Source organism: Nonomuraea sp. NPDC048826 (assembly GCF_043198225.1).
In the GTDB taxonomy this organism is placed as follows: Bacteria; Actinomycetota; Actinomycetes; order Streptosporangiales; family Streptosporangiaceae; genus Nonomuraea.
Map to the genome: position 1 here is coordinate 75,711 of NZ_JBICUQ010000005.1, position 13,207 is coordinate 88,917.

Sequence of the window (13,207 nt, forward strand, 5' to 3'; positions counted from 1 at the left end):
AGGGTCGTCAGCGGGACCGGCGGGCGGCGATGGCCTCCCGGTAGGCCTCGACGGTCTTCTTGGCCACCACGTGCCAGGTGTAGCGCTCCATGACCCGCTCGTAGCCGGCCCGGCCGACCCGCTCGCGCTCCTCGGGGGAGTCGTGCAGCCGGCGCAGCACCGCGGCCAGCTCCTCGGCGTCGCCCGGCGCGACCTGGACCGCGGCGTCGCCCACGACTTCCGGCAGCGCGCCCGTACGGCTGGCCACCAGCGGCGTGCCGCAGGCCATGTGCTCGACGGCGGGCAGCGAGAACCCCTCGTACAGCGAAGGGACGACCGAGATCTCCGAGGTGGCGATCAGCTCGCCCAGCTCGTCGTCGGAGATCCCGTGCACGAACCGGACCCGATCCTGCAGCGACAGCTCCTGCACGAGCTGCTCGGTCGGCCCGCCCGGGGTCGGCCGGCTCACCACGGTGAGGTTGACGTCGCGCTCGGTGGCGAGCTTGGCGACGGCCCGCAGCAGCGTGGCGACGCCCTTCATCGGGGAGTCGGCGCTGGCCACGGCCACGATCGAGCCCTTGCGGCGTGGCTTGTCCGGCCGCGGGTGGAAGTAGCGGGTGTCGACGCCGAGCGGGATCAGGCGCATGTTGGCCTGCGGGACGTTGAAGTCGCGGTGGATGTCGGCCAGCGACGACTCGCTGACGGTCAGGATGGGGTTGAGCTGGGGCGCGACCTTGGCCTGCATCTTCACGAACCCGTACCACCGGCGCATGGTCAGCTTCTTGACCCCCTTGGCGGCCTCCAGCTCGATGCGCCGGTCCACGCTGATCGGGTGGTGGATGGTGCCGACCACCGGGAACAGCTTCTGGATGCCGAGCAGGCCGTAGCCGAGGGTCTGGTTGTCCTGCACCACGTCGAAGTCGCCGACGCGCTTCTTCAGCTCCCGGTAGGCGCGCAGGGTGAAGGTCAGCGGCTCGGGGAAGCCCGCGGTCCACATGGTGCCGACCTCCAGGAGGTCGATCCAGTCGCGGTACTCGGAGAGCCCGGGGGTGCGGAACGGGTCCTCGTCGCGGTAGAGGTCGAGGCTGGGCACCTCGCGCAGGACGACGCCCTCGTCGAGCTCCGGGTACGGCTGGCCGGAGAACACCTCGACGTGGTGGCCGAGTGCGACCAGCTCGCGGCTCAGGTGGCGAAGATAGACGCCCTGGCCGCCGCAGGTGGGCTTGCTGCGGTAGGACAGCAGCGCGATCCGCAGCGAGTCCGTGCTCACGGACACCCCTTTCTCCGCCGGTAGGCCCGGAACGCGGGCGTGTACCGTGAAAGATGACCTTAGTCCGAGAAGGCTACCATTCGGTACGTCATCTGGAATGGTTCACAGTCGCATGGACAAGCCGTGCGAACTGCGGCATTAGCCTGACCGAGCGTTGTTCGGTGGAACGTGTTCTAGATAGTATTCCCGGGTAGGCGAGAGTTGGAGGACCCTTGGCCAGGCGCGCTCTGATCACCGGCATCACCGGCCAGGACGGTTCTTATCTGGCGGAGCACCTGCTCGATCAGGGCTACGAGGTGTGGGGGCTGGCCCGAGGCCAGGCCAACCCGCGCGTGTCGCGCATCCGCAAGCTCCTCGCGGACGTCCGGCTCGTCCGGGGCGATCTGCTGGACCAGGGCTCGCTGATCTCCGCGGTGGAACGCGTTCAGCCCGACGAGGTCTACAACCTCGGCGCCATCTCGTTCGTGCCGATGTCGTGGGAGCAGGCCGAGCTGACGGCCGAGGTCACCGGGATGGGCGTGCTGCGCGTGCTGGAGGCCATCCGCGTGTGCTCCGGCGTGTCGCGCGGCGGACGGCCCTCCGGCGGGCAGATCCGCTTCTACCAGGCCTCGTCCTCGGAGATGTTCGGCCAGGTCAGCGAGACGCCGCAGAACGAGAGCACCGGCTTCCACCCGCGTTCCCCCTACGGGGTCGCCAAGGCGTACGGGCACTTCCTGACGCAGAACTACCGCGAGTCGTACGGGATGTTCGCGGTCTCCGGCATCCTGTTCAACCACGAGTCGCCCCGGCGCGGCGCCGAGTTCGTCACCCGCAAGGTCTCGCTCGGCGTGGCCCGCATCAAGCTCGGCCTCGCCGGTGAGCTGCGGCTGGGCAACCTGGAGGCGCGGCGCGACTGGGGCTTCGCCGGCGACTACGTCCGCGCCATGCACCTCATGCTCCAGGCCGGCAAGCCGGAGGACTACGTGATCGGCACCGGGCGGATGAAGTCCGTCAGGGAGCTGGCCCAGGCCGCGTTCGCGGCGGCTGGGCTCGACTGGGAGCGGTACGTGGTCACCGACCAGGCGCTGCACCGGCCGGCCGAGGTGGACCTGCTCTGCGCGGACCCGAAGAAGGCCAGGGTGCAGCTCGGCTGGGAGCCGACAGTGTCGTTCGACGAGCTGGTGGCGATGATGGTCGAGTCGGACCTGCGCCTGCTGACCGACGGCGGCGACCCCGACCAGGAGTCCTCCTGGCCGTGACGGGTGCCGGAGCTCAGGCCGCGGCGCGGTGGGCGGCCGGGGGCTCAGGCCGCGGCGGCGCGGTAGGCGGCCGAGGCTCAGGCCGCGACGGTGCGGTAGGCGGCCGGGGGCTCAGGCCGCGGCGGCGCGGTAGGCGGCCGGGGTGAGCCCGAAGCAGCGGCCGAACCAGCGGGTCAGGTGGCTCTGGTCGGCGAACCCGGTGAGCGCCGCCACCTCGCCGATCGGGGTCCCGACCGCGATGAGCCGGCGCGCCTCCCTGAGCCTGAGCAGGCGTTGGTACTCGCTGGGCGCCATCCCGTACGCGGCGCGGAACGCCCGGTAGACGGCGAACCTGCTGGTGCCCGCCTCCTGGGCCAGGTCGTCGATGGTCAGGTCGTCCAGGAGGCGGTCGCGCAGCAGGGCCCCGGCCCGCGCCGCCACCCCGCCGGAGGCGGCCGCCGCAGTGACCGGCCTGGTGGCCGCGCGCCGTACCATCGCCCCCACCGTGACGGCGAGCAGCTCGTCGCGGCGTAGCGCGGACGCCCCGCCGAGCAGGGCGGCGTGCAGCGCGCGCAGCGCCGAGGCGAGCGCGGGGTCGTGCACCACCGGCTCGGCGAACAGCGGCAGCCCCGTGCGGCGGCCCGCCAGGTCGTCGAGCACCTCCGACACCAGGCCGGGGCCGAGATGGACGATCCGATAGGTGAAGCCGAGCGCGTCGGTGGCCCGGCCGTCGTGCGGGTCGTCGGGGTTGAAGGCCATGACCATGCCGGGCGTGCTCGTGTGCGCCGACCCCCGGCAGGTGAACGACTGCGCGCCGTCCTCGGTCATGCCGAACGAGTAGGTCTCGTGGCTGTGCCGGTGGTAGACGTGGCGCGCGAAGTGGGCGTGCATGGCCTCGATGGGCCGGTCGGGGGACCTCCAGTAGCGGGACCAATCACGTGCCACGCACCCATGCTACGAGCCGCACCAGCGTTCAAGACCCGGCGGACGCGCTGACGGCATCCTGGACATCATGCGTTTCGACACGAAGATCGGCATCGTGGTCCGCGAGGACCTGGCCACCTGGCAGAAGCTGAACGTCACCGCCTTCCTCGCCAGCGCCGTCGCCGGCGGCGAGCCGGAGACGATCGGGGAGCCGTACGAGGACGGGTCCGGGAACGCCTACCTGCCGATGTTCCGCCAGCCGGTGCTCGTCTACACGGCCGAGTCGCTGGCCGCCGTCCGTGAGAAGGCCGTGGGCCGGGGGTTGCGGGTGGCGGTCTACATCGAGGAGATGTTCAAGACGGGCAACGACGTGGACAACCGCGCCGCCGTGCGCGCGGTGGCGGCGCCCGACCTGCAACTCGTCGGGCTCGCGGTGTACGGGCCCAAGAACGCCGTGGACAAAACCCTCAAGGGCCTCTCCCTGCACCCCTGACGGTGGTGCGCCTGGTGGATGACGACAGGTGAAAGGCGGCCGACCGTCCCGGGTTTGAGCTGCTTGTATCGGCCGCCGAGATCACGTCCTTCATCGAGTGCCTCGGCTTGCTGGAAGTGCTGAATGCGCCTCCCCAAGGCGATGACCCGAACACGACCGAAGAGTCGACGCCGCTCCTTGCCGGACTCACACCTCTCCCTGAGAAGATTCCGGGCGGTCATCAGAAACGCTGGATGGCAGGGCCGCAAAGCTCTCGGTATGCCTCACGTAGGTGCTTGGCCTCTGGTGCCCGCCGGGCTTCCAAGGCTCCGATCACCTCTGTGGCACGCCAATGGTGCGAAGGTACGAGGTGCGGGTTGGTGAGGGCGGTGAGCGTTATGTGCCCTGCCTCGTCGGGCTGGTCATTGGCCAGGAGCGCGAGAGCCAGGTCGAGCCCTGCGGCGAGGGCGCGGCGCGGTCGTGCAGGGCCGTCGGACTTCAGCCGGGCAAGCACTCCGCGAGTGTACGACTCGGCCGCGGAGTCGCCGAGCCAGGAGAGTGTTGTCGCGATGTAGGCGTCGGACTTGGCCGGGTCGTAGCGGTAGTGGTGCTCGGGCCTGTTGGGAGTCGGCAGAGGAGCGACCAGCCGGGCCACCACGTTCAGCGCTTCGCGCGTCTCGCGGGCGGCACCCAGACGCGCCCAGGCCCGGCCCTCCTGAGCGACCGCCTGGATGTACGCCGAACCGCCCTTGGGCGCCACCCGCCGCGCCGCCTGGGAGAGCGTCAGAGCCCCCCGGTATTCGCCGTCGATGAGGACCTGCCACGCCTCCGTCTCCAGGCACCATGCCGCGATCTCACGGTGCTCTGTCTCTTTCGCGAGCTGGGTGGCCGTACGCAGCCGCGCCGTTGCGGCAGGGAACCGGCGCAGGTCTATGAGGCAGGTTGCCGCGAGGAGTGAGAGCCAGCCGCCGGCCACCAGCAGCCGTCGATGCTCGATCAGCGTTTTCTTGCCGTCCAGGAGTTGGGAGACGTAATCGAGATGGCGACGAACATGGACCAGCGACTTGCGGGGCGGCGTTCGGTGATAGGCCACGGCGAGGTCGTCGACCGCCGCCTCCAGCCGTTCGAGAGTGTCCTGCCCCACCTCAGTGGCGGCGGCACGGCGAGACAGCTCCAGGGCGTTCCACTCATCGTCACCAGCGCATCCGAGGTTTCGAGGGTTGTGCTCGAACAGCTCGTCCTCGGCGAGGCCGAAGGCCCGGGCGTACAGGAGGCGGTAAGGGTCATCAGGCTGGTCGCGTCCGGCCTCATACGCCTTGATCCGGCGGACGATGCTCTCCCGAGAAGGGAGCCGGACTCGTACGTCGTCGTCGGCGGCCTCGACCAGGCGTCGGGCCATGTCCTTCTGGCTCCAGAGCCGGTTGCGCCGCTCGGCGCGCAGCCGTACGGCCCATGCAGGAAGTTCGGTCACCACCGTGAGCACCTCGCTGTCAGACCTGGGGGACGTTCTGACCACCCTTAGCGTCCCCCAATCACACCTGTGATCAAAAGATTACTCACTGTTGTAATCGGAGGTGACGCGATCGAAGCCGGGGTCCGTAGGCGCTGGAACCGCCGTACGGACCCCTTGATCAGGATGGTGGTCCTGACCCATGACACACGACAGGACTCTTGTCACCGCTCCTCCGGTGTTCGCCGGATGGCGGATCATGCGCAGCGACGCCGGGCGGTTCTGGGCGACCCGCGAGCGACCGTTCCCCCGGGCCGTCGAAAACGCGGGCGCGCACCGTACGGTCGATGCGGACGACCTGGTGAGGTTGTGCCAGGCCATCGCGGAGCAGGAAGGCATCGCCGAGCAGGCGCGCCGGGACGTATGGAGAGCCCGGTGACCGCGTCCGCCGCAGCGGTGCCAGCATTTCCAACTGCACAGCTTCGCGCCCCGGAGCTGGCAACGGCCATGCGTGACCAGGTCCTGGCCGTTGCCTCCGACTCGGTGGGTGGCGTGAGGTGGCCTGGGTCTACAACGGCCCGGTTCACCTGGGGTCCGCGACCGGCGAGGGCGGAGTGATGTCGGGCAGCTGCCGAGGTGACGAGCGGCCATCTTCTGGGGATGACGCCCGGCCGTCCACAGAACCCCACTCGGCCGCACCTCCTCGGTCCCTCTCTTGCATGCTCAACCCATGACTGTCCCCGACGTTGGCTCCGCCTCCGGCCGCCCGCATGCTGATCAGGTGGCCGTCCCGGATGGCAGGTTGACATCCGACCGCCCACGATCTTCGCGCGAGGGAGCATCGAGCCGCGGATCCCGCGTCCCCTCCCGCGCGTCGGACGACAGCGACTCTGGTTCTCACTCGCTCTACGACATCAAAGGGGAGAGCCCGGCGCGGGCTCTCAAGCGGGAGCGGCAGCGGGAGAAGACCATGCTGCTGGTCCGGGCGCGGCGGGTCACGCGGGCACTGCCCCAGGCGGTGGTGTGCCGGGCCGCGGCGGCTCGGGTGTGGGGCGTGGAGGTCCTCCACCACCCCGGCGCCGGGCAGCCGCTGGAGCTGATCACCCCTGAAGGGCTGGAGATCCCCGGCTGCGTCACCCACGCCGGGGTCCTGCCCACTGCCGACGTCACGCTCCACGACGGGATCCGCGTCACCACCCCCGCCCGCACGGCCTTCGACTGCGCCCACTGGCTGCCCAGGGCCGAGGCGGTGGTGGTGCTGGACCAGTTCCTCCGCCGGGGCGTCGACCTCGGCCCGCTGTGGCACCGCACCCTTTCGGGTCGCGCCCGGGACGTGCTGACCCTCGCCGACCGACGGGCCGCGTCCCCGAGGGAGAGCTGGGTGAGGGTGATGCTGGCCGACTGCGGGCTGCCCAGACCCGCGACGCAGCTTCGCGTCGCTCTCCCCGGGGGCCGTCACGCCTGCCTGGACCTCGGGTGGGAGGCGTACAAGGTGGCGGTCGAGTACGACGGCCGCGAGCACCACGCCACCCCCGCCGACCGCCGCCACGACTCACTGCGCCGGGCCGAGCTGCGCGACCTCGGCTGGCGGATCGTCGTCGCGGGCCCCGACGTCATCCCCGGCCGGGCCGCCGACCTCCTGGAGGTCGTGGCGAACGCCCTGATCGAGCGCGGGTGGCAGCCGGGCCCCGAGGGCATGGTGCGGATCCTCGCCCGCATCCGCGCCACCCGCCGCCCCCGCACGTCCCGCCGCGGCAGGTCGTACGGGTAGAACCCCCTTACGTGGCGCGTTCGTGGTCATCCACGGAGAACGGTGACCTGGCGGCCGGACGGCGTGGTCGCCTGCTCGAACGTGCCTCGCTGGTTCCAGGGCGCGGCCTCGGGCCGCCGGTCGAAGACGACCAGCACGCCGGTGGTGAGGCTGAGCCGGTCCAGATATCCGTCGAGCTGGGCGAGGCCGTCGAAGAGGGGGTCGTCCTTGCCGGCTCGCCAGACCTTGAGCTCCATCGCTTCGCGCTGCACGAGGCGTTCGCCGTCCGGGCCGGGGTAGGGCCAGCGGACCAGCACGTCCAGACGTTTGGTGCCGGCGGCGTACTCCCGGTCGAGTTGGCCGCCGCCGTTGACCAGCCGGTGCAGGAAGGCCATGAGGATGATCTGGCAGGCGGCCTCGTGGTAGCCCTCCTGCTGGATGAGCACCTCGCCGTGCTCGCGCCAGAACACGACGAACTCCCGCAGCAGCCGCTCCAGGTCGAACCGGCCGTCCGGCAGCACGAAGCTGCGCGGGTCGGCCTTCACGAACCGTTCCGTACGGTCGCCCAGGACCCGTAGCAGAACCTCCCGATAGATCGGGTTGGCGATCTCCAGATCCCGGGTCCCCCGGATCAGGCCCAGATCGTGAACATAGGAGACGTCATCGTCGAAAGACGTGTCCGTGCCGGGCCATGTTCCCGCCACGATCGGTTCGATCACCCGTTCCACCCGCGGTTCGTACAACCGCGCCACGAGGGCGTCCAGGTGGATGGCGCGCGCCCGGATCAACCGCTCCTTGGCCTTCTCCACCTGCCCGATGGTGACGGCGCCGGTCACGCCCATGGTGAAGGTGATCTCATGGGCGAGGGCGTTGACCAGCCACGGCTGGCCCTGGGTCAGCTCGAAGACCCGGTCCACCGCGTCCTTGGTGAACTCCTGGCCGGTCGCCTCGGTGTGCTGGCCGTACAGCTCGCCGATCTGGCCGGCGGTGAAGTCACCCAGCCGCAGCGACTCGGTGACGATGTTGAACGGGCTGATCGGATTCGACCGGTCGGCGTCGCCGCCGCAGGCGACCTTGTAGTCACGCACGTCGCGCAGCCCGCACAGCACCACGGATGCGGGGAACGGACGCCCTTTCGGCCGCGAGTTGTGGCCGTCACGGAGCTGGCTGAGAATGCTGATCATGCTGTTGCCCTGCAGGCCGTCGACCTCGTCCAGGAGCAGCACCACCCGGCGCGGGCTCCGGCGGCACCACTCACGCAGTGCCGCACGAAGGCGGCTGCCGGGAGAGGACTGCGGCCAGGGATCCGGCGGCAGCAGTTCCTCCGGCCATCCCGACCACTCGGCGGCGTCGCGGAGGGAATCCAGCAGAAGCGACTCCGCGAGGGCGACGTCCTCGCCGGCAGCCTTGGCAGTCTCGCAGGAGAACATCAGCGCGGCGATGTCGCCCTCGGCGGTCAGTTCGGATGCCAGGGCTTCCAGCGCGGTCGTCTTGCCGGTCTGCCGGGGCGCGTGGACCACGAAATACCGGTCCATCTCTATCAGTGCTCGCGCCTGGGGAAGTCGCGGAGTGGGAGGCACCATGTAGTGGCGTCGCGGGTCACACGGGCCGGCGGTGTTGAAGGATTTCGCTGGGGGTGGTCGCATGGTCACATACTGTCATCGCTTCTGTAGCGCATGAGGAGATTGAGCGGCCACGTTCGGTGGGGGCTTGGTGTTCGGTGGCTGTCGCGGCGTCCGGCCTCGGCCGCGCCACCGGCCGAGGTCGTACGGGTGGCGACGGCGTCAGCTCATGGCGACCGGGAGCTCCTTGATGCCGTTGATGAAGTTGGAGCGCAGGCGGCGGGCGGGGCCGGTCTGACGGAGGCGCGGGTGGCGGCGGGCAAGCTGTTCGAAGAGGACGCGGAGCTCCAGTTTGGCCAGGTGGTTGCCGAGGCAGAAGTGGGCGCCGCCGCCGCCGAAGCCGATGTGCGGGTTGGGGGTGCGGCCGATGTCGAAGACCTCGGGGTCGGGGAAGACGGCGGGGTCGCGGTTGGCGGAGCCGTAGAAGACGACGACCTTGTCGTCCTCCTTAACGGTCTGGCCGCCGAGGAGCTGGTCGCGGGTGGAGGTGCGGCGGAAGAGGTTGACGGGGGAGACCCAGCGGACGATCTCGTCGGCGGCCGTGGCGGCGAGCGAGGGGTCGGCGACCAGGCGGTCCCACTGGTCGGGGTGGTCGAAGAAGGCGAGCATGCCGCCCGAGGCGGCGTTGCGGGTGGTCTCGTTGCCGGCTACCACCAGCAGGAGGACGAACAGGTCGAACTCGTCCTCCGACAAGGTCTCGCCGTTCTCGTCCGTCTGCAGGAGCTTGGTGACGATGTCGTCGCGCGGGTTGGCGCGGCGCTTGGCCGCCAGCTCGTTGGCGTAGGCGTAGACCTCGGCGGCGGCGGCGCTGCCCTCGTCGGGGGAGGCGGCGTAGTCGGGGTCCTGGGCGCCGATCATGCGGTTGGACCAGGTGAAGATCTTGTCGCGGTCCTCGACGGGCGCGCCGAGCAGCTCGCAGATCACGTAGAGCGGCAGCGGGGCGGCGACGTCGGTGACGAAGTCGGCCTCGGGGCCGCACGTGTCGAGCAGGTCATCGCAGATGTCGCGGATGTGCTGCTGGAGCGCGCCGATGGCGCGGGGGGTGAAGCCGCGGTTGACCAGGGAGCGGCGGCGGGTGTGCTCGGGCGGGTCCTGGTTGAGCATCATCATGCGCTGCAGCGCCCGCTGCTCTTCGGGCATCTCGTTGAACAGGGCCAGCTTCCGCGCCGAGGAGAACAGCTCCGAGTGGCGCGAGACGTGCACCACGTCCTCGTAGCGGGTGACGGCCCAGAAGCCCGGCTCGCCCTCGTGCCAGTGCACAGGATCATGTTCTCTGAGCCAGGAGAACTGCTCGTGCGGAGGTCCGGAGGTGGCGTAACGGTCCTGGTCGACGAGGTCGATGTGCACCCGGTTCACCCTCTTGGTAGAGCGCTCTGTGAAAGCCCTGCTGAAACGTGTTCTATTACGCGCCTGTACGGCCGTCAAGATGACCGGTAGGGAGCCTGGTAAACCTCCGACCTGGGACAACCAGTCATCTGTCGTCGGATGATTGCCTGGTCCAGAGGACGACGCTGCCGACCCTCGTACATGTCACGGATCGGATTTAACCAGGGTGCGGCTCTTGACACACACCCGAAACCGCCATCAGCATGCGGAGGCGAGACATCCGATGTATGAACCGAAGGACGCGGAGTGAAGCTGCTTCGAGTAGGACCCGCCGGCCAGGAACGGCCGGTGGTGATGGATGCCGCCGGTGACCTGCGCGCCATCGGGGAGCCCGACATCGACGGGGCCTTCTTCGCCTCCGGGGGCGTGGCACGGGTGCGGGAGGCGCTGGAGCGCGGCGCGCTGCCCCTGGCCGAGGCCGAGGGGCTGCGCGTCGGCGCGCCCGTCGCGCGGCCCGGGAAGATCGTGTGCATCGGGCTGAACTACCGCGACCACGCCGCGGAGTCCGGCGCCGAGCCGCCGGCCGAGCCGGTCGTGTTCATGAAGGCCAGTGACACCATGGTCGGCCCGTACGACGAGGTGCTGGTGCCGCGCGGCAGCGTGAAGACCGACTGGGAGGTCGAGCTGGCCGTGGTCATCGGCAGGCGCGCCCGCTACCTGGAGTCACGCGAGGAGGCGCTCGACGCCGTGGCCGGGTACGCGGTCGCCAACGACGTGTCGGAGCGGGAGTTCCAGCTGGAGCGCGGCGGCCAGTGGGACAAGGGCAAGTCGTGCGAGACGTTCAACCCGCTCGGCCCCTGGCTGGTGACCGCCGACGAGGTCGGCGACCCGCAGGACCTGGCGCTCCGGCTGTGGGTCAACGGTGAGCAGCGGCAGAACGGCTCCACCAAGGACATGATCTTCGACGTGGCGGAGATCGTCCGCTACCTCAGTCAGTTCATGGTGCTGGAGCCCGGCGACGTCATCAACACCGGCACCCCGGCCGGCGTCGCGATGGGCATGCCCGGCCAGCCCTACCTGCGGGCCGGTGACGTGGTGGAGCTGGAGATCGAGGCTCTCGGCCGCCAGCGCCAGACGGTGGGTCAGGCATGACGGCGTCGCGGGGCGCGGCCTCGTACCGGATCGTCGGGATGGACACGTACGACGTGCGCTTCCCGACCTCGCGCGAGCTCGACGGCTCCGACGCGATGAACCCCGACCCCGACTACTCGGCCGCGTACGTGGTGCTCAGGACCGACGACGGGTACGCCGGGCACGGGTTCGCGTTCACCATCGGGCGCGGCAACGACGTGCAGACCGGCGCCATCTCCGCGCTGGAGCCGTACGTGATCGGCCGGGACGCCGAGGACCTGGGCGCGCTCTACAAGGAGATGGTCTACGACTCGCAGCTGCGCTGGCTGGGGCCGGAGAAGGGCGTCATGCACATGGCGATCTCCGCCGTGGTCAACGCCCTGTGGGATCTCAAGGCCAGGCGCGCGGGCAAGCCGCTCTGGCTGCTGCTGGCGGAGATGGCGCCGGAGGAGATCGTCGGCCTGATCGACTTCCGGTACCTGAGCGACGCCATGACGCCGGACGAAGCCCTTCAGATCCTGAAAAATGCGGAAAAGGGGAAGCAGGGGCGGATCGAGGAACTCCGGCGCACCGGCTACCCCGCCTACACCACCTCCCCCGGCTGGCTCGGCTACGACGACGACAAGCTGCGCCGCCTCTGCCGGGAGGCCCTCGACCAGGGCTTCGGCCAGATCAAGCTCAAGGTCGGCGCCGACCTGGCCGACGACGTGCGCCGCTTCACCGTGGCCCGCGAGGTCTGCGGCCCCGATTACCCGATCGCCGTCGACGCCAACCAGCGCTGGGACGTCGCCTCCGCCATCGAGTGGGTGACCGCGCTCAAGCCGTTCTCCCCGCACTGGGTGGAGGAGCCGACCAGCCCGGACGACGTGCTCGGCCACGCCGCCATCGCCGAGGGCGTCAAGCCCGTCCCGGTCGCCACCGGCGAGCACGTGCAGAACCGCATCGTGTTCAAGCAGCTGCTGCAGGCCGGCGCGATCTCGTACCTGCAGATCGACTCCGCCCGGGTCGGCGGGGTCAACGAGAACCTCGCGATCCTGCTGCTCGCGGCCAAGTTCGGGGTGCCGGTGTGCCCGCACGCCGGCGGGGTGGGGCTCTGCGAGCTGGTCCAGCACCTGTCGATGTTCGACTACGTGAGCGTCACCGGAACCATGGAGAACCGGGTGATCGAGTACGTCGACCACCTGCACGAGCACTTCACCGACCCGGTGGTGATCGAGAACGGCCGCTACCGCGCCCCGGAGACGCCGGGGTTCAGCTCGGAGATGCGCGCCGAGTCGATCGCCGCCCACACCTATCCCGGCGGAGAGGTCTGGAGGAACGCGTGAACCTCAGAGCCATCGTGACCGGCGGCGGTTCCGGCATCGGCCTGGCGACCGCCCAGTTGCTCACCGAGCGCGGCATGCGGGTCGCCTGCCTCGACCTGAACCCGCCCGGCGAGCCGCTGATCGGCATCAGGGCCGACGTCACCGATGACGCCCAGGTGCGCAGGGCCGTGGCCGAGGCGGCCGACCGGATGGGCGGCCTCGACGTGCTGGTCAACAACGCCGGCATCGGCGCCCAGGGCACGGTCGAGGACAACCCGGACGAGGAGTGGCGCCGGGTGTTCGAGGTGAACGTGCTCGGCATGGTCCGCGTCACCCGGGCCGCGCTGCCGTACCTGCGCCGGTCCGCGCACGCCTCGATCGTCAACACCTGCTCCATCGCGGCGACCGCCGGCCTGCCCCAGCGGGCCCTCTACAGCGCCACCAAGGGCGCGGTGCAGTCGCTCACGCTGGCGATGGCCGCCGACCATCTCCGTGAGGGCATCCGCGTCAACTGCGTCAACCCGGGCACCGCGGACACCCCCTGGGTCGCCCGGCTGCTCGACGCCGCCGACGACCCCGCGGCCGAGCGGGCCGCGCTGGAGGCCAGGCAGCCGATGGGCCGCCTGGTCAACGCAGCCGAGGTCGCGGCGGCGATCGCGTTCCTGGCCGGCCCCGACTCCGGCGCGACCACCGGCACGGCCCTGGCCGTCGACGGCGGCATGCAGGGGCTCAGGCTCCGGCCGCACCACCCAGAAAGGTAAA

Annotated in this window: 12 protein-coding genes; 7 read left to right on the forward strand and 5 right to left on the reverse strand. The window is 70.3% G+C overall.

The genetic code is table 11. The features are described 5' to 3' along the window. Positions 1–7 precede the first annotated feature (7 nt). Positions 8–1,249 carry a glycosyltransferase family 4 protein gene (locus tag ACGFI7_RS18715; RefSeq protein WP_393405857.1) on the reverse strand — a complete coding sequence of 414 codons (1,242 nt, stop codon included), beginning with the start codon at positions 1,247–1,249 and terminating at the stop codon, positions 8–10. A 212-nt stretch (positions 1,250–1,461) separates the two neighbouring features. On the opposite strand from ACGFI7_RS18715, the gene ACGFI7_RS18720 reads away from it, so the two are divergent. Further along, entirely contained in the window at positions 1,462–2,487 is a 1,026-nt protein-coding gene (locus tag ACGFI7_RS18720; RefSeq protein WP_393405859.1) for a GDP-mannose 4,6-dehydratase, read from the forward strand. Between the two features lie 111 nt (positions 2,488–2,598). Here ACGFI7_RS18720 and ACGFI7_RS18725 read toward each other — a convergent pair whose 3' ends face one another. Continuing rightward, positions 2,599–3,411 (reverse strand): AraC family ligand binding domain-containing protein, encoded by an 813-nt coding sequence (locus tag ACGFI7_RS18725; protein WP_393405861.1) that lies wholly within the window; start codon positions 3,409–3,411, stop codon positions 2,599–2,601. A gap of 67 nt (positions 3,412–3,478) precedes the next feature. Between ACGFI7_RS18725 and ACGFI7_RS18730 the strand changes: the two genes are divergently transcribed. Continuing rightward, on the forward strand, positions 3,479–3,883 hold the full coding sequence (locus ACGFI7_RS18730) for a DUF2000 family protein (RefSeq protein ID WP_393405863.1): 405 nt from the start codon (positions 3,479–3,481) through the stop codon (positions 3,881–3,883). A gap of 220 nt (positions 3,884–4,103) precedes the next feature. Here ACGFI7_RS18730 and ACGFI7_RS18735 read toward each other — a convergent pair whose 3' ends face one another. Then, entirely contained in the window at positions 4,104–5,336 is a 1,233-nt protein-coding gene (locus ACGFI7_RS18735; protein WP_393405865.1) for a helix-turn-helix transcriptional regulator, read from the reverse strand. A gap of 178 nt (positions 5,337–5,514) precedes the next feature. Between ACGFI7_RS18735 and ACGFI7_RS18740 the strand changes: the two genes are divergently transcribed. Both ACGFI7_RS18740 and ACGFI7_RS18745 read left to right on the forward strand, forming a co-directional pair. Continuing rightward, positions 5,515–5,751 carry a hypothetical protein gene (locus tag ACGFI7_RS18740; protein WP_393405867.1) on the forward strand — a complete coding sequence of 79 codons (237 nt, stop codon included), beginning with the start codon at positions 5,515–5,517 and terminating at the stop codon, positions 5,749–5,751. 531 nt (positions 5,752–6,282) lie between these two features. Next, on the forward strand, positions 6,283–7,083 hold the full coding sequence (locus ACGFI7_RS18745) for a hypothetical protein (RefSeq protein WP_393405869.1): 801 nt from the start codon (positions 6,283–6,285) through the stop codon (positions 7,081–7,083). 26 nt (positions 7,084–7,109) lie between these two features. On the opposite strand, the gene ACGFI7_RS18750 is transcribed toward ACGFI7_RS18745, so the two are convergent. Together ACGFI7_RS18750 and ACGFI7_RS18755 are read right to left on the reverse strand one after the other, a co-directional pair. Further along, positions 7,110–8,597: an ATP-binding protein gene (locus ACGFI7_RS18750; RefSeq protein ID WP_393405871.1), complete on the reverse strand. Its 1,488-nt coding sequence runs from the start codon at positions 8,595–8,597 to the stop codon at positions 7,110–7,112. A 249-nt stretch (positions 8,598–8,846) separates the two neighbouring features. Beyond that, positions 8,847–10,031, reverse strand: coding sequence for a cytochrome P450 (locus ACGFI7_RS18755; protein WP_393405873.1), 1,185 nt, complete (start codon positions 10,029–10,031; stop codon positions 8,847–8,849). A 285-nt stretch (positions 10,032–10,316) separates the two neighbouring features. On the opposite strand from ACGFI7_RS18755, the gene ACGFI7_RS18760 reads away from it, so the two are divergent. From ACGFI7_RS18760 to ACGFI7_RS18770, 3 genes are read left to right on the forward strand one after another with little or no spacing between them, the layout of a single operon-like run. Continuing rightward, positions 10,317–11,162, forward strand: a complete 846-nt coding sequence (locus tag ACGFI7_RS18760) for a fumarylacetoacetate hydrolase family protein (protein ID WP_393405874.1) — start codon at positions 10,317–10,319, stop codon at positions 11,160–11,162. Beyond that, complete coding sequence (locus tag ACGFI7_RS18765; RefSeq protein WP_393405876.1) at positions 11,159–12,466, forward strand: L-fuconate dehydratase; 1,308 nt, start codon at positions 11,159–11,161, stop codon at positions 12,464–12,466. The genes ACGFI7_RS18760 and ACGFI7_RS18765 overlap by 4 nt, the downstream gene beginning before the upstream one ends. Beyond that, a complete protein-coding gene (locus ACGFI7_RS18770) occupies positions 12,463–13,206 on the forward strand; it encodes an SDR family NAD(P)-dependent oxidoreductase (RefSeq protein WP_393405878.1) in 744 nt (247 codons plus the stop codon). Before ACGFI7_RS18765 ends, ACGFI7_RS18770 begins: the two co-directional genes overlap by 4 nt. The last annotated feature ends 1 nt before the right edge of the window (position 13,207 follow it).

Excerpts from the sequence above, each read along its gene's own strand:
- ACGFI7_RS18730 (WP_393405863.1), top strand. The coding sequence starts at position 3,479 with ATGCGTTTCGACACGAAGATCGGCATCGTGGTCCGCGAGGACCTGGCC.
- ACGFI7_RS18740 (WP_393405867.1), top strand. The coding sequence starts at position 5,515 with ATGACACACGACAGGACTCTTGTCACCGCTCCTCCGGTGTTCGCCGGA.
- ACGFI7_RS18745 (WP_393405869.1), top strand. The coding sequence starts at position 6,283 with ATGCTGCTGGTCCGGGCGCGGCGGGTCACGCGGGCACTGCCCCAGGCG.
- ACGFI7_RS18750 (WP_393405871.1), bottom strand. The coding sequence starts at position 8,597 with ATGGACCGGTATTTCGTGGTCCACGCGCCCCGGCAGACCGGCAAGACG.
- ACGFI7_RS18765 (WP_393405876.1), top strand. The coding sequence starts at position 11,159 with ATGACGGCGTCGCGGGGCGCGGCCTCGTACCGGATCGTCGGGATGGAC.